We start from the raw sequence: 18,495 nt of genomic DNA on the forward strand, positions 1-18,495 counted from the left end.
TCCTATTCGCGGCGGGTCAGCAAGCGGATGCCGAACGTGCCTGCGCGGGCGCATCCGTCTTGACGATCACTGCGTCCAACTCGTCAGCAGAGACGGGGTACCCGAAAAACCACCCTTGGCCGACGGCATGCGGCGCGCGTTCTTGGATGTAGTCGACCTGCCTTCGCGTTTCCAGCCCCTCCACGACCAGTTGGACGTTAAGCTGTTTTGCCATTTCGATCACTTGATCCAGCACCGGGTTGGTGTTTGAAACGTCTCCGATTGACTGGACAAAGACCCGGTCCAACTTGATTCCGCTGACGTCCCATTGAAGGACATTTCCCAGGTTGGAATAGCCCACGCCAAAGTCATCTAAAAACACGTTGAAACCCGCCAAGCGCAAGCGCCTGATCAGCGCTGCCGGAGACGCGGACGAGAACTTTGCCGACTCCGTGACTTCGATGACTATCCGCTTGGGCGAGACTCCTCGCTCTTTGACGCAAGCAACGAGAAAATCGAGGAACGACTCATCTTCCAGGTCCGCGGGAAAGACGTTAACGCTTAAATAAAATGGTCTTGCGCCCGTCAGTCGCTCCTTAACCCCGTCAATCGCATTCCGAATGATGTATCGCGTGAAATCTCGACGAAGTCCCATCGACTCGACCCAGGGGATGAATGTGTCCGGGGGAATAGGGCCGACCTCGTCGTGCGTCCAACGGGCTAGCGCTTCGGCGCCGACCATTTCGCCGGTCGCCAGAGAGCAAAGCGGCTGATACCGGACCTGGATTTTTTCTCGGCGTATGGCTTTGGCAAGGCTCACCCGCAGGCCGTTAGCGCCACGCCATGAGACCAGCAGTGCCACGCCGCAGGCGACACCGACCAGCGCTCCAACGAATCCGATCGCCAAGACCGGCACGCGCGCGTCCACTTGCGCCGTAGAAGCCACACAGACATCAGGCTGGCCGGGCGCCGAACACGTCAATCCGCTGCGGACAATCCGCAGCCCGCCGCCAAGCTTCCCCAAAAGGCTTGTATCGGTCTCGGCAGGCGGGTGAGCACCGAACTCCTGGATCACGCCGCCATCCCTCGAAAACGTTCGCCCCCACAAATTCCCGGAGTGCTCCTCCACATCAACGAACGCGCTGGGGCCATTGAACACCGCCACACGGTCGTTTGCCACGACGTCTGCGCTGAATGCCGGATGGACCGGGTTCGCCAGATTCCTCCATACAAAGGTGTTCTGGTGCATCGCCTTTCGCTCGGCAGGCAAGACATAAGGCTCGTCCCATTCGCCCCACACGGCCGAGCACTGTATTGCCCCCTCCGAGATCCGCGCGATATCACCCACATACTTCGACTGAAATACTCGTTCCCTCATCTGATCGAGGTCCTCGGCCGCGCATGGCATCGCCGGGGCGCTAAGTTCGTCAATGATAGCGATCTGCTCGTTCACGATGTCGAATGAACGCTGAAGCAGATGAACATTATGGTGGTCAATGACGTCGTCCAAGTGTGAAGCCTCGAACGAATAGCCAATCGCACCAAAAAACGTAGCAAGCCCCAATGTCGGCACAAGGATAAAAAGCAGCCCAAGCCGGCCTGGGAGATGTCCTGTTGTCATGATCGTCCCTGGTAATTGCCAGATTCTACGATCAGTATTGGCGGCGGGTAGCATTCCAACAAACCCACTTTTGGGGCGCATTTTGAACAAACACCATGGTGCATGGCAGCAACGCGGTTGTAAAAGCCTGGGCTGCCGAATCCCCTACATAAATTCACAATCCTGCCCACGCGTGGGCCATTTGTTGCGTCCGTCGAGCCTGTTTGTCCGCATACATTAGCCGGTCGGCTTCCTTAAGCGCGGCTTGTAGCGACGTGACAGCAGGGTCCACGCTGACAATTCCAAGGCTTGCGCCTCGATAGTCGAAACTACACTCGGCCAAGGTATAGGTACCGATCAGCGGCAGCGCCAGCCGGCTGCGCATTTCGTCCGCCGCCCTTTGCGGATCGTCGGGCCTGGACGGAGCCACTAAGCCAATGACAACGAACTCGTCGCCGCCCCATCGACCCAGCATATCGCTCGCGCGTAAGCCGGCCGACATGCGCCTGCCGACCTCTATCAAAAATCTGTCGCCGGCCTCATGCCCATAGGTGTCGTTGATCGGCTTGAATCCATCCAGATCGATAAATGCCACCAGAACCCATTGCTGCGTCCGCTTCGCCAGAGCGAACAAGCGCTCCAACTCGGCCAACACCGCGCGTCTATTCGGCAGGCCGGTCAGTACGTCATAGTTGGCCGCATATCGTTCATCCCGTCGGCGCATCACGATCTGGCTGGCCGCATGCCCCGATAACAAGATCAGGATCAAGCCGAATACCGCAACCAGCCCTGCCATCCAGAAGTGTTGTCTGCGCATGGGTGCCAGATGCTCCAGCGTAGCCAGCGTGAGCAACTGATATTGTGTGCCCGACAAAGGCTGACGCCGCAGCAGATAGGGCCGGCCGTCGATGAGCCAATGGTCGGCACGGTCTGGGCTACCTGCGGGGCGCACGTCCATGCGCTCGCCTAGCGCTTCCTCGCCGTCCGGCGGAAGTAACGTGCCTGGCGGCAGGAGCGCCGCGACGTTGCGTAGCATGAACGGCTCTGACGACGTCGTGATCACGCGCCCCTGGCGGTTCACGATCAGCGCGACATGACGCCCTGTCAGATAAAGCGCCACCTCGGGCGCGTCAAACTTGACCGTGACCGAGCCCAACGGCACGTCGTTCGCATCCTCGATACGACTGGCCACGAAATAGGATGGGGATTTATTCAGGCGAGCAATCCCGAACGAATGGCCATTGCCGGTGCGCAGCGCATCATTGAGGTAGGGCCGACCCGCATAGATCATGCCCACGATGCTGTCGGGCTCGGCCCAATTGCTGGCCGTCACCGTGTCGTCCGACAGGTTGTTCATGTAAATGCGCGCGTAACGCAGATCACTGGCCAGCGCGTTCATGACGTCGCCGACCCTGCGCACCAAGGGGTCGCGCGTGAACTGCGCGGCGCGCTCCTGCCGTGTCAGTTCGGCGACCCCCGGCGCATCCGTGCGATAACGCATGGCAAGCTCAATGACCAGGCTCTGCCGCGCCACCATATTGGCCACGCTCGCCATTTCGGTGAACAGCCGGTCCATAACGCGCGCGGTCGTTTTAGCTTCGTATTCGGCGCTGGCCGCCTGGCTAGCCAACTGTGCCGCCACGATCCTCTGCGAAATCCACCACCCCAAGCCGGCCACCAGCGCCACCCACACTGCGGCCAAAATCAGTGTCACCCGGCGCATCTTGGGCCGCATCGGTTGTTCACGCCTGCCTTGCTGCAGCGACACGTTATTCCCCTCACGAACTAATCATCCAAAACAACTCTCTTTAGCGTTTTTGGCCTTCTTGCTCGTGGCCAGAGTATAAGCATCGACGCGCCGCACGCGGCCTATCTTGATTCGGTTAAAAGCGCTATCCAGCAAGACAATATCGCGATAGATTATCTATGTTTTTTTAATTGACAATATTTGACAGTTAAATACTGGCGACACATTACGACACGCTGTCGTCTTCTCCAACACATACTGTGCCGCACCGGGCTTTACCCGGCTGGCACGGGGACTGGCAGGTGCCTTTACATCGCGACATAACCTCCGCGCCTTCGCACCCATCTTTTCCACATCAGCGAGGCGCTATTCCGCGCGGGTAACCACCTATGAAAAATAGCGGGCAGTATGCCGTAGCTATAAGCGTGGTTCCTATTTACTTATTTACCTCAGGAAGGAATTGCCGTGGTCAGCGAAAACTGCAAGCTCGCGGGGCGCTCAAAATGGATCGTCCTAGTCGCATTCGCGGCCAATTTCACGCACCCCACGTACGCTCAATCGGTGTCCAGTACCGGCCAGGTATCACCTGGACCCGTCCAGACGCCGGTTTGGGATGTTGGCGGCCCTCTATTCGTTGGCGACTCCCTTCCCGGGACGTTGACCATCAGCGATGGCGGTTCGGTGCTGAACGATTGGGCCGCCATTGGCGATCTCAATGGTGGCAGGGGTTTTGTGACGGTGTCAGGCCGTGACGGCAGCGGCACTGCATCCACCTGGACCAGCCTCGGCGCGGTGTATGTCGGCACCCAGCCCGGCAGCAATGGCACGCTGCACATTCTGGATGGGGGCATGGCACAAAGCGAGTCGGGCGCCATTGGCTTTGCTAACGGAAGCGTCGGCAGCGTGCTCGTTTCCGGGCCGGGGGCGACATGGAATCTCTCCCCGAACAGCACGTTCGAAATCGGTGGGAGCGGCGAGGCCACGCTGCGTATCGACAATGGCGGCGCCGTGCATAGCGGCCAAGCCGTAATCGGCTGGGTCGCCGGCAGCGAGGGCAGCGTGACGGTATCGGGGCCGACATCCGTCTGGGACCCGGTCAACAATATCTACGTAGGCTTCGAGGGCGTCGGCGAGCTGCACGTCGAGGATGGCGCCACCGTGCGCACCGTCGGATCGTCCGCGCCAGGCGCTGCCGCAACGGTCTACATCGGCAACCACGCGGGCAGTGTTGGCACGGTGACCGTATCAAGCTCGACGGCCGATATCTCGACCCTTACCGCAAGCGACCGTATCGATATAGGCGCGGCAGGCACGGGAACCTTGAGCATTTCCAAGGGCGGACTGGCCGTCGCCAACCGCGATACGTGGCTGACCGTCGACAGCACCGCCACCGGGACGCTGAACCTCACTGGCGATGCCACAGGCCGCGGCGTGCTGGAGACCGGATCGGTCATCAAGGGCGGCGGCAACGCCACCTTTAACTTGAATGGAGGCGTGTTGCGCGCTCGGCGTGACAAGGCCAATTTCCTGAATGGTTTCCTGACGCAGGCGATTGGCACCGAGGGCGCCTCGTTCGATACCAACGGCTACGAGGTGGGCGTGATGACCGCGTTCTCGGGCGCGTCCAGCCTCAACAAGCTGGGCGCCGGCAGGCTGACCTTGTCGGGCAACAGCGCGGCCTTCACGGGAAACACCGATATCCAGGCCGGCACACTGCAGGTCGACGGCGTGCTGGGCGGGCCGGTGAACGTCCTGGCCGCAGCCCGGTTGACCGGCACGGGGCGCGTCGGCGCGACGGTCAACCAGGGCACCATCGCGCCGGGGCCGCGCAGCGGCTTCGGCACGCTGACCATCGCGGGCAACTATACGGCGCAGGGCGGCAACCTGGAGATCCGCACCCAACTTGGCGGCGACAACTCGCCGACCGACAAGCTGGTGATCACGGGCGACACCGCGGGCGCAACACCGGTCATCGTGCAAAACATGGGAGGCGCTGGCGCGTCGACCCAACGCGGCATCCAGGTCGTGCAGGTCAACGGGGTCTCGGCGGGCCAGTTCAACCTGGCTAACGGCGACTATGTCATCGAGGGGCGTCCGGCGCTGGTGGCCGGCGCCTATGGCTATGTCTTGCAACAGGACTCGGCCGACGGCGACTGGTATCTGCGGTCGTCCCTGACAGATCCCGGCCTTCCCCCAATCGGTCCCGGCACGCCCCCGACCGGTGGTGTTACGCCAGGCGCCGAAGCGCCCATGCTGTATCAGCCCGGTGTGCCGGTCTATGAAGCCTACGCCAACACGCTGCTTAACCTGAGCCGGCTGCCCACCCTGCGCCAGCGGGTCGGCAATCGCCTCTATGATTCGGTGGATGTCGGCCGCAACGGCGTATGGAGCCGGATGGAGGGCACGACGAGCCGGCTCGATCCTTCCGCGTCGACCACGGGCGCACGCCAGGACATCGACAGCTGGAAAGCACAATTTGGGGTTGACCGTATCCTGGCAGGCCAGGAAGAAGGGTCCCGTCTGGTGGGTGGCATCGCCTTTCACTACGGCAAGGCCGACACGCATGTGTCCTCGACGTATGGCAACGGCACGATCGACACCACTGCCTATGGCCTGACGCCGACGCTGACCTGGTATGGCAAGAACGGCCTCTATATCGACACCCAGGCCCAGGCCACCTGGTACGACAGCGACCTGAATTCCCGACTGGCCGGCAAGCTGAAAGGCGGCAACCACGCCAACAGCTACGGGCTGGGCATCGAAGCGGGCAAGGCGTTCGGGTTAAGCGAGCGATTGGCCCTGATCCCGCAGGCGCAGCTAAGCTACGTATCAACCCGCTTCGACCGCTTCAACGACAAATTCGGCGCGCGCGTTGAAAGCGACAAGGGCGACAGCCTGCTGGCCCGCGTCGGTATCGCGCTGGACTACAAAAGCAACTGGCAGACGGCGGGCGTGAACCGGGAATCGAGCGTCTACGGCGTCGTCAACGTGAAACATGAATTCCTGAACGGAACCCGAGTAAACGTGGCCGACGCGCAGGTGGCAAGCCGCATGGCGCGAACCTGGGGTAGCGTGGGCGCCGGGGCCAATTACGGTTGGGGCGACCGCTATGCGATCTACGGCCAGATTGACGCCGACGTGGATTTCTCGGGCAGCTATATCGTCACCGCGACTGCGGGTTTCAGGATGACGTTCTAGACCCGGCGATGACCGCAAATCACGCCTGCGTCGGGGCGCGGATCTGGCACAAGAGACCTGGCAAGCGCCTCCTGATCATATGCCGTCAAGAAGAAGCGCCCGTTGCAAGCATTCAAAAATCTGTTCGACCTGAGCAGGGCTGATGATGAGCGGCGGCGAAATGACGATCATGTCGCCGGACGCGCGCACCAGCACGCCGTGGTCAAAGCAATAGCGTGCGACATCTGCGCCTCGCATGCCGGCTGCGCCGGCGCGCGGCGCCAGGTCCACGGCGCACAACAAGCCGATGCTGCGCACGTCGTTGACATGCGGCAGGCCTTTGAGCGCCAGCGCATGGGACTGCCAGACGGGGCTGATCTCTTGCACCCGGGCATTGATGCCCAGTTCCTGATGCAAACGCAGCGTGGCCAGCCCGGCGGCGCAAGCCAGCGGGTGGGCGGAATAGGTGTAGCCATGCATCAGTTCCACCACTTGCGGCGGGCCGGCCATGAAGGCCTCATAGACGTCGCCGCTGACGATGACGCCTCCCATGGGCACCGCGCCGTTGGTCAGGCCCTTGGCCACCGTCATCAAGTCGGGCGTGACGCCAAAGACCTGCGAGGCGAAGTTGCCGCCCACGCGCCCGAAGCCGGTGATCACTTCGTCGAAAATCAGCAGCACGCCGTGCTGGGTGCATAGCTCGCGCAAGCGTTGCAAATAGCCGACCGGTGGCGGGTAGACGCCGCCCGAACCGGTTACCGGCTCGACGATGACGGCGGCAACCGTGCTCGGGTCCTGGATATCCAGCAACTGCGCAAGCGCTTCCGCATAGCTGGCGCCCTGCTTGGGTTGCCCGGCGCTAAAGCGCATGCTGGCGTCATAAGGCAGCGGCAAATGGCTGACTTCGCCCAGCAGCGGGCCGAAGTCGCGCTTCTGGCGGCCGATACCAGAGACGGAAAGGCCGCCGAAACCCATGCCGTGATAGCCCTTTGCCCGGCCAATGAATTTGATGCGGCGGCTGTCGCCGCGTGCCTGATGGTAGGCGCGCGCAATCTTCAAGGCGGTGTCGACGGCTTCGGAACCCGAGTTGGTGAAGAACACCCGGTTCATGCCTTCGGGCGCCAAGTCAATCAAGGCATCCGACATGGTCTGCGCTGCCGGGTGACTCATCTTGAACGACGACACAAAGTCCAGGCGAGCGGCGGCCTGCTGAATGGCCTGCACGATGCTAGGCTGGCCATGACCGGCGTTAACGCACCACAGGCCGGCCATGGCGTCCAGAATTTGGCGGCCGTCGGGCGTGCGGTAGTACATGCCCTCGGCGCTATCGAACATCATGGGCTGTTGTTGAAACTGCCGCATGGGCGTGAATGGCGCCCAGAATGCATCGGAAACAGAACTGGCGTCGGTCATGGAATGTCCTTGAATGGTTGAAACGGGGCCGGCTCAGGGTTGTGCCGAGCGGATGCGATAGCCACCGCTAGCCAGCCTTTCCAGCGGGCTGGCTGCGGCCAGCAATTTGCGTGTGTAGGGGTGTTGCGGGTTGTCGAACAAGGCGTCGCGGCCCGCGATTTCGACTATTTCCCCCTGGCTCATCACGGCGACGCGATGCGCGATCCGTTCGACTGCCGCCAGATCATGCGAGATAAACAAGCACGCAAATCCATATTGCTTCTGCAAGCGCTCGAACAGATCCAGAATCTGCTTCTGGATGGTCATATCCAGCGCCGAGATCGGCTCATCGGCAATCACCATCTTCGGCCGCCGCACCAGCGCACGGCCGATGGCCACACGCTGGCGCTGGCCGCCAGACAGTTGATGCGGGAAGCGGTCACGGAACGACGGATTCAGGCCGACATCGTTCAGCGTTTCCGCCACTCGCGTGCGACGCTGCGCTTCGTCCAGGTCATCACTATGACGCAAGGGTTCGTCCAGAATCTGCCCTACGCGCATTCGGGGATCCAGCGACGAATAAGGATCCTGAAAGATCATCTGGCATTGCAGGCGGGCGCTGCGGTGGACGGACCTGAGTAAATCCACCCCATCAAACTTGATGCTGCCGGCGCAGGGTTTGACCAAACCCGCCACCGCGCGTCCCAGCGTGGTCTTGCCAGAGCCGCTGCCCCCCACCAGGGCCAGCGTTTCGCCCGGCGCGATGCTGAGATCCACGCCGCGCACCACGCGATAGGCGGCGCTGCGCCACCAAACGCTGCGCTGCCCGGGGTATTCGATGCACACGCCTTTGATTTCGACCAGCGGCGCGCTGGCCTGGGGCAAAGGAGGCAGAACGCCACGGCGCGGCAGCGCCTCCAGCAACTGACGGGTGTAATCGGCTTGCGGGTTCAGCAGGATGGAGGCCGTCGGCCCCTGCTCGACCGCCTGCCCATTGCGCATAACCACGACCTTGCTGGCGTAACGCGCCACCAGCGAAAGATCATGGCTGATGAAGAGCACCGCCGTGCCCTGCTCGCGGGTCAGTTCCAGCATCAATTCGATGACGTCCAACTGCGCCAGGCAGTCCAGCGCCGTGGTCGGTTCATCGGCGATCAACAGGGCTGGACGCAGCAGCATGACCGAAGCCAGCATGATGCGCTGGCGCATGCCGCCCGAGAATTCATGCGGATAGGCCGTCAGGCAGCGCACCGGATCCTTGATGCCGATGCGCTCGAGCATGGTCAGGCAGCGCCGACGTATTTCGGCGACGCCAAGCTTGGTATGCAGCTTAAGTGCCTCGCTCATTTGCCGGCCAATGGTCAAAGCCGGGTTGAGCGAGACCATGGGCTCCTGGAACACCATGCCGATCTCGGCCCCACGCACACGGCGCAAGGCTCTGGCGTTCTGCGTGTCCAGGACCTGGCCCTTGAACCCTATGCTGCCGCCCGCCACCTGCATGGGAGCGGGCAAAAGGCCGATCACGGCGCGGGCGGCCATGGTCTTGCCGCTGCCCGACTCTCCTACCAAGGCCAGGATCTCGCCCGCCGCAAGCTCAAAACTAACATCGTTCACGGCCAGCGGGCCATCCAGGCCGGCAGAGATCTTGAGATTCTTGACAGACAATAGTGGCGCTTTTTCGGTCATGGTCACTTCCTCATGCGCGGATCGAGGCGATCGCGCAAGGCATCGCCAAACAGATTGATACCCAGCAAGGCCACGCTGATCAGCACGCCGGGAAACACGCCCAGCCAGGCGGCCGAAGCGATGTAAGGCCGGCTGGCCGCCAACATACTGCCCCAGGTGGCGGCAGGCGGCGGCACGCCAAGGCCCAGAAAGCTCAACGCGCTTTCGGACAGCAATGCCCAGCCGAACATGCTGGTAGCCAGCACGCACACCGGTGCCAGGCAGTTGGGAACAATGTGGCGGATCATCGTGTACAGCTCGGAATTACCGATGACTCGGGACGCCTCGATGAACTCGCGCTCGCGCAGCGACAACACGCTGCCGCGGACCACACGCACCACCGACGGCGTATAGGCCATGCCCAAGGCCAGAACAATGCTGTATTGGCTGGCGCCCAAGACGGCCATGATGCCCAACGCCAGCAGAATTCCAGGAAAGGCCAGCAAAGCGTCGTTGAACATCATCAGGATGCGATCGGTCCAGCCGCGAAGGTAGCCGGCCAGCATGCCTATCATGGTGCCGCATGCCAAGGCCACCGCCACGGACAGGAGACTGATCCACAGGCTGGTCGACGCGCCGATGATGAGGCGGCTCAAGACATCGCGGCCGAACTCATCCGTGCCCAGCCAATGCAGCGGGCTGGGCGCCTGAAGCCGGAAGCCAAGATCCAGCTTCAGCGGGTCATACGGCGTCCACACCAGGCCCAGCAGGGCCAGCGCGACCAGGCTCAGCAAGAGGCCGCCGCCGATCAGGGCATTGAGCGCCGGCAGGCTGCGGCGTCGCGCAGGCGCAGCCGGCAGAGAGATGGCGTTGCCATTCATAGTTTCACCCTGGGATCAAAGACCGGATACAGCAGATCAACGATCAAATTCACCACGACATAAATGCTGGTTATCAACAAAAGACACCCCTGCAAGACCGGATAGTCGCGTGCGAAAATCGAATCAACCATGAGCCGGCCGATACCCGGCAGGGTGAAGACGGTTTCCAACACCGCGATGCCGCCCAGCAGATTGCCCAGGATCAGGCCCACCAGCGTCCAGGTCGGCGCAAAGGCATTGCGCAAGGCATGGCCCCACAGCACCGCTGTTTCGGACAGACCCTTGGCGCGGGCATGAGCGATGTACTCCAGCCGCAAGACCTCGATGGTGCTGGCGCGCGCCATGCGGGCAATCGAGCCGAACTCCACCAACGTCAGCGTCACCACGGGCAGGACCAGGTAGCTAAGCCCTCGCAAGGGATCCGCGCTGACGCTGACGTAGCCAACGATGGGAAGCCACCCCAACTGCATGCCGAAGAAGTACAACAGCAGCAAGCCCAGCCAGAAGGCCGGAATCGACAGCAGCAAGGTGGCGCCGGCGACCAGACCCAGATCCATCAGGCTGTTCTGCTTCCAGGCCGCGTAGAGGCCAACCGGCACGGCCAGCAGCACGGCAAGGCCAACCGAGATCAGGACGATGACGGCGCTGACGCTGAAGCGCTCGACCAGCAGATCCAGCACCGGCTGGCTGCTGCTGATGGACAAGCCGAAATCGCCGCTCAACACGGCCCGGATCCAGATCAGGTACTGGGTCACGAAAGAGTGATCCAGACCCAACGTCTTGCGCATCTCAGCCAGGCTGTCCGCGTCCGCCATATCCCCCAGCATCAGCAGGGCAGGATCACCGGGGATAAAGCGGATCAGGCCAAACACCATGATGGAGATCAGCAGCAAAGTGGGCAGCGCCATGCCCATACGCTGAACGAAGAATCGCAACATGACTGGCCTATTTCGCGGTTGCGGCCAACGACACACCCCACAGGCGCGGCTTGGATATCGGCCAGGTTCGATAGCCCTGAATGCCATCGCGGAAGGCGCCGATGGCGGTGCCGTTGTAGATGATGACCATGGGAACATCCTGGATCAACATGCCATGCAGCTGATCAAACAGCGCCTGACGCTTCGCCGGTTCGGCTTCACGCATGGCTTGACGCAAGATGCCGATGGCGTCCGCGTTGTCCCAGACTTTACGGGCTTCCTTGGATTTGTCTCCCAGCACCTGCTCAAAACTCAGGGCCGGGTCGAAACGCGGCGAATAAGAGAACGACATCATTTGGTAGTTGCCGCTCTGGTAGCGTTCGAGCTGCGTGCCCCATTCCAGCGTTTCCATCTGGATGTTGATGCCCACGGACGCCAGCATGGCCTGGCTCAGGATGCCCATATCGAACATCTGCGGATAGCGCTTATTCACGATCATCTTGATCGGCTGGCCGCGGTAACCGGCGGCGGCCAACAACGCCCGTGCCTCGGCCAGATCGGTGCGATAGCCCGTGGCGGTAGCCGCGTCATAGTAGGTGCTGCTGCTGGGCACGGCCGAGTTGTTGACCTGGGAAAGTCCGCTGGACAGCGTGGCCACCATCTGACCGTAATCCAGCGACAGCGCAATGGCGCGGCGAATGCGCACATCTTTCAGCAGCGGGTCGCGGGTCTGGAACAGCAAGCCGTTGATGGACATGGCTGGGCTGACCTGGATGGTCAGGCCCTTGGCCTGCTTCAAATCAGCCGCGTCCGTTGCCGTGACGTCGGGCAGCAGATCCACGCCTCGGGCCATCAGCGCAGCCTTTGCCGTGGCATTGTCGGGAATCACGACAAAGCGCAGTTGGTCCACCAACGGCTGCTTGTTGCCGGTATAGCCGTCTGGCTTGGCCTCGGCACGCGCGGCGTATTCGGCAAAACGTTGCAGGTCAATATATTGCCCGCGTTGCCACTGCCCCACTTTGAAGGGGCCGGTCCCGATCGGGGCACGCCACGCCCCCTCGGGCGTCAGTGAGTCCGGATGCAGAATGCCCGTGCCGCCGCAATCGGTTCTAGCCATGGTCGCCAGAAACAGGGCGTTGGGCTGCTCCAGCGTGAAGACCACGGTCATCGGATCCGGGCTGCTGATGTCCTGCACCTTGAGCAGGCCACGGCCGTCAAAGTCGGCCAGGCAGCGCCATTGCGTCTTGGGATCCAGGTAACGGCGCCAGGTCCACAAGACCTCGGCTGCGGTCAGCGGCGCGCCATTGTGAAAGCGCACGCCCTCGCGCAATTTGAAGCGATAAGTGCGTCCATCGTCAGAAACGCTGATCGATTCAGCCAGCATGGGGCCCACGGTCGCGTCTTCGCGGTAGGCCACCAAGCCCTCCACCACATGCATGACGACAGCGTCGGTGTTCTCATCCCGGTTGACGCCGGGGTCAGTGCTGCGGATATCCCCGCTGATGCCGACCTGGATGCGTGATGGTTCGGTAGCGTGAGCCCCGGCTGCCGCCAGCGCCAATGCCAGCGTGGCGCAGCTCACGGCGGCTTTTACAGTGTTGTGCATGAAGTACTTCTCCTTCAATTGGGGGCTGTAGGGCCGGATCCGGCCATGCCGTTTGTGCTTATTGCGGCACTTGGCGAGCCCGCCGTTGGCGCAACACCGCAGCGAAGAACTTCTGCGCGGCCGGCATGACTTTGATACCCATGTGTGGCACGTTGGGAATTTGGTCCAGCGTGGCCTTCACGCCGGCGGCTTCAAAACTGGCGCGCAGACGTTCCAGCCGCTCGGGCCGGGTGCGGCCGGCGTCATTGGCGCCTTCCATGTAGTGCTTGCCGCCGGGGCGATGAGTGATCTCCCAGGTTTCGAGATCGGCTGCGCCGACCACCATATGGATGGGCACTTGACGCAGGGCGTCCAGGTTCAGCGCCTTGCCAAAACGCGTCTCCATATCGGCCACGCCCACCCACCACTTGCGATCGGTGTCCAGTAGCGTGACCGAACCGGGCGCGCCTATCGACGCGGCCCAGAGCCGGTCGGGGTGCAGATAGCAGAAGCGATTGGTGAATTGGCCGCCGCCCGAATAGCCGAAGAGCCCAAAGGTGTCGAAGTGACGGCCGTATTTCTTGCCGACCTCGGTGACCATATCCAGCAGGATCTGGTCATACCGGATATCGCCTTCAAGAATTTGCTTGTAGCCGTCGCCATTGCCATCGCCCTGCACGCCCACCGGAAACAGCGGCGCCAGGATGATGCAGTCGTTCCAGCGGCCGAACTCGGCAAAGCTGTTCCGGTAGGTCTCCATCGCGCGGTTTGAGCCGTGCACCACAACCACCAGATCCACCGGACGCGTTGCATCTTCGATGGACTCCGGAACGTAAAGACAGTACGAAAAACGCTTGTCGCCCACATGGGAGTAGACCGTCGTCGGGCCTTGATCGTAGAGACGCCGCGCGGTTTGTCGCGCCAGCAGTTCGGCCTGGGATTCCGGGGTAGCAGTGCTCATGGTCTACACCATTCAATGGGAAAGACCCGCAGTATCCATCGGCGCCTAAACAAAGAAAATCTAATTTAATTTTAATTAGAGTAAAGTAAACCTTTACCAAAACCGACTCGACATGAGCAGCATCCGGTTCCTCAGAACATTTATTGCCGTCGCCGAAGAAGGCAGCTTTGCTGCCGCAGCCGATCGGGTCGCGTTGACCAGCGCCGCTGTCGGCCAGCAAATGCGCGCGCTTGAAGATGAAATGCGCCGCGCGCTGTTCGAGCGCAACCACAGACAAACAAGTTTGAGCCGCGAAGGGCAGCTCTTGCTGCCGCGGGCCAAGCGCCTGGTGGCCGATTACGAAGCGATGCTGGAAGACCCCGATCGCGACTTGCGCATGGAAGGCGAAATCACCGTCGGCGGCATCATTTCCGCCATGGGCCTGCTGGCCAATTGTCTGGTGCAGTTGAAGGCCATTCATCCCAAGGTGTCGGTCACGCTGACCAGTGCCCGCTCAGATGAATTGGCCCCCCTGTTGCTGGCCGGCGAGTTGGATGCCGCCGTGGTGGTGAGGTCGCCCCGACAGGACTTCAAAGGGCTGAGCTGTTCGCGGCTATACGACGAACCCTTGATCTTGCTGGCTAGCGCCGAGGCTCATGCCAGAACGCCGGACATCACGGAGCTGCTGGCTACTCAGCCCTATATTCGCTATGACCGCAATACGGCCACCGGTTCCAAAGCCGACCGGGTGCTGCGCCGCTTGCGAGTCAAGCCGCAAGAAATCCTGGAGCTCAACTCGATCCTTGGCATTGCGACGCTGGTGCGCCAACAAGTGGGCGTCAGCTTGGTGCCCTTGCTGCAAAACGTCTATTGGACCGAGGACCGAGCCTTGAAAGTGCTGCCGTTGCCGGGGCCGCAAGAATTCCGCAGCATCAGCATCGTGGAACAGGGCCGCAAACGCCATCTGACTGCCGAAATCAGCAGGTTGTTGCGCGTCGCTTTCGATTTGCGCGGCCGCCCTATAGAGAGCAGAAAATAAGGCCAATGGGCATCTGATCAGCGCGCGGCGCGCTCAACTGGCCGCCTCGCCCGTCGATACTTCCTGGCGGGCATGGATGGGCTTGACCCCGTCGTACCCTTCCCGCCCGATGAACCAATACAGCGCCACCGCTGTCACCACGGTAACGGCGCACAGCACGTAGAGCAACGCGGCAAACGCCTGTCCCGACGCCAGCGCCAACGCGGTTTGCTGCACCGACGGCAGCAGCGTCATCGCCCCTGCCACATCGCCGGCCACCAGGCGCTGAGCCGCCATCCCCACCGATGCCGCCCCTTCCCGCGCGACGGCCGCAAGATAATGGGACGTCAACCCGGCCAGTATCGCGCTTACGATCGCCAGGGCCAGGCCCTCACCCGCCACCCGCGAGGTGCTGAAAATGCCAGCCGCCATGCCGGCGCGCTCCTTGGGCACCACGCTCACCGCCAGTCCATCCATCAGCCCCCAGGGCAGACCAATGCCCACGCCGATCAGCAGCATCGGCCAGACCATGGCGGGCACATCGGCGCGCAGCATCACGTGGCTCAGCCAGGCCAACCCCGCGGCGTTCGCCAGCAGTCCAACGGCGCACAGGCTTGCTGCCGAAAACCGTTGAACGAGGCGCCCCGCCAGCATCGGCACCCCCATCAACGGGGCCGACAACGCCATCATCAGCAGGCCCGTATGCACCTCGTCCAGGCCGGACACCGCGATCAGACGCACCGGCAGGAGAATCAAGAGCACCACGAACCCATACGCCGGCGCCGCAGCCAACAGTTGCACGCCGACGAAGCGCGGATGACGGAACAGCGTGAGATCGAGCAACGGCCGCTTGCTGCGCAGCTCGATTTTTACGAAGGCGATGAACGACAACACGCAACCCGCCAGCAACCCCAGGGTGCCGCGATCCGCCCAACCGGCGGCCGGCACGCGCAGCGCCATGCACGTCAGCAACGCCAACGCGCCCGAGAACGTGAAGGCTCCCGCCCAGTCCAGCCTGCCCGCCTCCGGATCGCGCGATTCGCGTAGATAGCGCCATCCCAATCCCCACGCGGCTAGCGCCATCAAGACCGTCAGGCCGAACACGCCGCGCCAGCCGAATTGCGCTACCAGCAAGCCCGACAGGATCGGCCCGAATGAAAGCCCCACGCCGAAACTCGTGCCCATCAAGCTGAAGGCCCGCGTGCGCGCCGCGCCATCGAATTCCTGCGCCAGCGCCGCCGCGCCTGCCGACAAAATCGCCGCGCCGCCCAGCCCCTGTGCGGCCCGCAATAGGTTGAACACCGCCATTCCCGGGGCCGCGATCAGCGCCAGCGACGCCAGCACGAAAAGTGCCGCGCCCCACAGATAGACCCGCCGGCGCCCATGCCGGTCAGCCAGCCCGCCCGCTGCTAACAAGGTGCTGCCAAACGCCAGCATGAACGCATTGGTGACCCAATTGAGCGCTTCCGGACCTGCATGCAACGCCTGCGCCAGCGCCGGCAGCGCGACTGCCGGGCCGGTGAAACTAAGCGGCATTACCAATGCGCCAAGGCAGACGGCAGCAAGCGCCAATCGCTGCGAGGCGGAAGAAGTCGAAACGGGCATGGTCATGGTCAATGCGAAATCCAAAAAGGGATTTCAAGATAACGGGGCAGCCGTCTCGGATAAATGGGGTGATAATCCGGTCATTACGGAATAACATTCTTGAATAGACATGGACCGCCTTGCCGCTCTTATGCCGTTTGTCTGTAGCGCCGAGCTGGGCAGCTTCGCCGCCGCAGGCCGCAACTTGGGCCTATCGCCCTCGGCCGTCGGCAAGGCCGTCGCCCGCCTGGAACAGGATCTTCACGTGCGCCTGTTCCAACGCAGCACACGCCGCATGCAGCTCACCGAAGAAGGCCGCCTGTACTTCGAGCGCTGCAAGCGCATCCTCGACGACCTTGATGACGCCCACGCCATGCTTTCGCGCGCGCGGGACGAACCGCGTGGCCGCCTGCGCGTCAGTGCGCCGCTGATCAGTTATCACTTTCTACTGCCGGTATTGCCCGACTTCGCGGCGCGTTATCCCGGCGTTGAGCTCGATCTGGACTTCAATGATCGCGTCGTCGACCTGATTGGCGAACGGATGGACGTCGCGATCCGCAGCGGCGACCTGCCGGACTCCCGGTTGATGGCCCGGCCGATGAGCCAGTTTCGGATGTTGCTGTGCGCCTGTCCGGAGTATCTGGCACGGCATGGCGAGCCTCGATCGCCCGACGACCTGCAAGCACATGCCGCGGTCCGATTCCGCTATCCAAATTCTGGAAACCTGCAACGCTGGCCGCTGACGGATCCCGACCCTGCGGTGCGCACGGCGCTGACCTGCAACAACATGGAAGCCTTACGCGGCGCGGTAATACAGGGATTCGGCATCGGCTGCATGCCGGATTTTCTGGCGCGCGATGCGCTGGCAACGGGCGTTCTGATAGAGGTGCTGCCCCAGCACACAAAAGGCGCGGGCCGGTTCCAGCTAGTGTGGCCGTCGAACCGGAACCTGTCGCCCAAGGTGCGGGTGTTCGTGGACTTCATGGGGCAGCGCTGCGGCGACGCGCAGGCGGCCCGATAAATGCAATGGCGGCCGGCCTGTGGCTCGATCGGGCCAGGCCTTATTGCAGTTCGATATTCGCGTTCTTCACGATTTGCGCATATTTTTGCGTCTCGCTCTTGAAGTAATCGGCCGTATTCGCAGGGTCTAGCATGGTGATCGTATTGCCCTGCAGGTCCATGGCTTTTTTTGTTTCGGGGTCGTGATATGCCGCGTCGAAGGCCTTGTACACGCGCCGCACTTGATCCGCCTGCAACTTCGCGGGGCCGATCACGGCAAACCAGCCTTCCACTTCGTAGTCGGGCATGCCTTGTTCACGAATGGTGGGAATGTCCGGCGCTGCCGGACTACGTTCCTTGCTGCCCACGCCAATAGCTTTCAGCGCCCCACTTTTCAGATGCGGCAAGATGGACGGCAGCGAGGTCACGCCAAAGTCAACCTGCCCGCTCATGATGTCGGTCACCATGGGGCCGGTTCCCTTGTAGGGGATGTGGCGAATTTTCAGTCCGTTTTGCTGCAGGAACAGCTCGCACCCCAGGTGCAGGATGGTGCCATTGCCCGATGATCCGTAGTTATAGGCGTCGGGCTTCGCCCGCAAGGCCGCGACCAGATCGCGCACATTGCTGTAGGGCAGCTTTGTCGGATTCACGACCAGAAGCAGCGGCGTGGTGCCGATGATGGAAATCGGCGTGATGTCCAAGATGGGATCGAACGGTACGGATTTCAGCACGCTGGGAAAGATCACATGGTTGTTGGACACCACGCCCAACGTGTGGCCGTCGGGCGTGGCGCGCACAATGGCCGAGGTGCCCAGGATACCGCCAGCGCCCGGCTGGTTTTCCACCACCACCGACTGCCCGAACGCCCGATTCAACGCCGGCCCTGCGGAACGCACGATCGTGTCCACGCCAGAGCCCACGCTGATGGGCAGAATCAACCGCACTGGCCGGGCACTGTCTTGCGCATGCGCAATGCGCAGCGGCAGAGCGGCCCCCAGCATGCTCGCCCCC

At 62.3% G+C, this 18,495-nt stretch carries 13 protein-coding genes; 3 read left to right on the forward strand and 10 right to left on the reverse strand.

Annotated features, from left to right (window positions below):
* Positions 1-16 precede the first annotated feature (16 nt).
* On the reverse strand, positions 17-1,600 hold the full coding sequence (locus ACI0FO_RS17160) for an EAL domain-containing protein (protein ID WP_416028503.1): 1,584 nt from the start codon (positions 1,598-1,600) through the stop codon (positions 17-19).
* Positions 1,601-1,754: 154 nt separating this feature from the next.
* A complete protein-coding gene (locus ACI0FO_RS17165) occupies positions 1,755-3,314 on the reverse strand; it encodes a sensor domain-containing diguanylate cyclase (protein WP_416028700.1) in 1,560 nt (519 codons plus the stop codon).
* 519 nt (positions 3,315-3,833) lie between these two features.
* Here ACI0FO_RS17165 and ACI0FO_RS17170 point away from each other — a divergent pair.
* Positions 3,834-6,524: an autotransporter outer membrane beta-barrel domain-containing protein gene (locus ACI0FO_RS17170; protein WP_416028702.1), complete on the forward strand. Its 2,691-nt coding sequence runs from the start codon at positions 3,834-3,836 to the stop codon at positions 6,522-6,524.
* A gap of 75 nt (positions 6,525-6,599) precedes the next feature.
* On the opposite strand, the gene ACI0FO_RS17175 is transcribed toward ACI0FO_RS17170, so the two are convergent.
* The 6 genes from ACI0FO_RS17175 to ACI0FO_RS17200 are packed head-to-tail and all read right to left on the reverse strand — an operon-like array spanning position 6,600 to position 13,904.
* Entirely contained in the window at positions 6,600-7,916 is a 1,317-nt protein-coding gene (locus tag ACI0FO_RS17175) for an aminotransferase class III-fold pyridoxal phosphate-dependent enzyme (RefSeq protein WP_416028504.1), read from the reverse strand.
* Positions 7,917-7,949: 33 nt separating this feature from the next.
* Positions 7,950-9,581, reverse strand: coding sequence for an ABC transporter ATP-binding protein (locus ACI0FO_RS17180; protein ID WP_416028506.1), 1,632 nt, complete (start codon positions 9,579-9,581; stop codon positions 7,950-7,952).
* A 2-nt stretch (positions 9,582-9,583) separates the two neighbouring features.
* Positions 9,584-10,441, reverse strand: coding sequence for an ABC transporter permease (locus tag ACI0FO_RS17185; protein ID WP_416028508.1), 858 nt, complete (start codon positions 10,439-10,441; stop codon positions 9,584-9,586).
* Positions 10,438-11,379 (reverse strand): ABC transporter permease, encoded by a 942-nt coding sequence (locus ACI0FO_RS17190; protein WP_416028509.1) that lies wholly within the window; start codon positions 11,377-11,379, stop codon positions 10,438-10,440. The genes ACI0FO_RS17185 and ACI0FO_RS17190 overlap by 4 nt, the downstream gene beginning before the upstream one ends.
* A gap of 7 nt (positions 11,380-11,386) precedes the next feature.
* Positions 11,387-12,964, reverse strand: a complete 1,578-nt coding sequence (locus ACI0FO_RS17195) for an ABC transporter substrate-binding protein (protein ID WP_416028511.1) — start codon at positions 12,962-12,964, stop codon at positions 11,387-11,389.
* Positions 12,965-13,022: 58 nt separating this feature from the next.
* Positions 13,023-13,904 (reverse strand): alpha/beta hydrolase, encoded by an 882-nt coding sequence (locus ACI0FO_RS17200; protein WP_416028513.1) that lies wholly within the window; start codon positions 13,902-13,904, stop codon positions 13,023-13,025.
* A 112-nt stretch (positions 13,905-14,016) separates the two neighbouring features.
* On the opposite strand from ACI0FO_RS17200, the gene ACI0FO_RS17205 reads away from it, so the two are divergent.
* Complete coding sequence (locus ACI0FO_RS17205) at positions 14,017-14,922, forward strand: LysR family transcriptional regulator (protein WP_416028515.1); 906 nt, start codon at positions 14,017-14,019, stop codon at positions 14,920-14,922.
* A 33-nt stretch (positions 14,923-14,955) separates the two neighbouring features.
* Here the strand turns inward: ACI0FO_RS17205 and ACI0FO_RS17210 are convergent, their stop codons facing one another.
* On the reverse strand, positions 14,956-16,512 hold the full coding sequence (locus ACI0FO_RS17210) for an MFS transporter (RefSeq protein ID WP_416028516.1): 1,557 nt from the start codon (positions 16,510-16,512) through the stop codon (positions 14,956-14,958).
* Positions 16,513-16,615: 103 nt separating this feature from the next.
* Here ACI0FO_RS17210 and ACI0FO_RS17215 point away from each other — a divergent pair, with 103 nt between their 5' ends.
* A complete protein-coding gene (locus tag ACI0FO_RS17215) occupies positions 16,616-17,506 on the forward strand; it encodes a LysR family transcriptional regulator (RefSeq protein ID WP_416028518.1) in 891 nt (296 codons plus the stop codon).
* A gap of 40 nt (positions 17,507-17,546) precedes the next feature.
* On the opposite strand, the gene ACI0FO_RS17220 is transcribed toward ACI0FO_RS17215, so the two are convergent.
* Complete coding sequence (locus tag ACI0FO_RS17220; protein ID WP_416028520.1) at positions 17,547-18,485, reverse strand: Bug family tripartite tricarboxylate transporter substrate binding protein; 939 nt, start codon at positions 18,483-18,485, stop codon at positions 17,547-17,549.
* Positions 18,486-18,495 lie beyond the last annotated feature (10 nt).

This window comes from Achromobacter marplatensis, assembly GCF_049060505.1.
Taxonomy (GTDB): Bacteria; Pseudomonadota; Gammaproteobacteria; order Burkholderiales; family Burkholderiaceae_B; genus Achromobacter; species Achromobacter marplatensis_A.

Excerpts from the sequence above, each read along its gene's own strand:
- ACI0FO_RS17160 (WP_416028503.1), bottom strand. The coding sequence starts at position 1,600 with ATGACAACAGGACATCTCCCAGGCCGGCTTGGGCTGCTTTTTATCCTT.
- ACI0FO_RS17165 (WP_416028700.1), bottom strand. The coding sequence starts at position 3,314 with ATGCGGCCCAAGATGCGCCGGGTGACACTGATTTTGGCCGCAGTGTGG.
- ACI0FO_RS17175 (WP_416028504.1), bottom strand. The coding sequence starts at position 7,916 with ATGACCGACGCCAGTTCTGTTTCCGATGCATTCTGGGCGCCATTCACG.
- ACI0FO_RS17180 (WP_416028506.1), bottom strand. The coding sequence starts at position 9,581 with ATGACCGAAAAAGCGCCACTATTGTCTGTCAAGAATCTCAAGATCTCT.
- ACI0FO_RS17185 (WP_416028508.1), bottom strand. The coding sequence starts at position 10,441 with ATGAATGGCAACGCCATCTCTCTGCCGGCTGCGCCTGCGCGACGCCGC.
- ACI0FO_RS17190 (WP_416028509.1), bottom strand. The coding sequence starts at position 11,379 with ATGTTGCGATTCTTCGTTCAGCGTATGGGCATGGCGCTGCCCACTTTG.
- ACI0FO_RS17195 (WP_416028511.1), bottom strand. The coding sequence starts at position 12,964 with ATGCACAACACTGTAAAAGCCGCCGTGAGCTGCGCCACGCTGGCATTG.
- ACI0FO_RS17200 (WP_416028513.1), bottom strand. The coding sequence starts at position 13,904 with ATGAGCACTGCTACCCCGGAATCCCAGGCCGAACTGCTGGCGCGACAA.
- ACI0FO_RS17205 (WP_416028515.1), top strand. The coding sequence starts at position 14,017 with ATGAGCAGCATCCGGTTCCTCAGAACATTTATTGCCGTCGCCGAAGAA.
- ACI0FO_RS17210 (WP_416028516.1), bottom strand. The coding sequence starts at position 16,512 with ATGACCATGCCCGTTTCGACTTCTTCCGCCTCGCAGCGATTGGCGCTT.
- ACI0FO_RS17215 (WP_416028518.1), top strand. The coding sequence starts at position 16,616 with ATGGACCGCCTTGCCGCTCTTATGCCGTTTGTCTGTAGCGCCGAGCTG.
- ACI0FO_RS17220 (WP_416028520.1), bottom strand. The coding sequence starts at position 18,485 with ATGCTGGGGGCCGCTCTGCCGCTGCGCATTGCGCATGCGCAAGACAGT.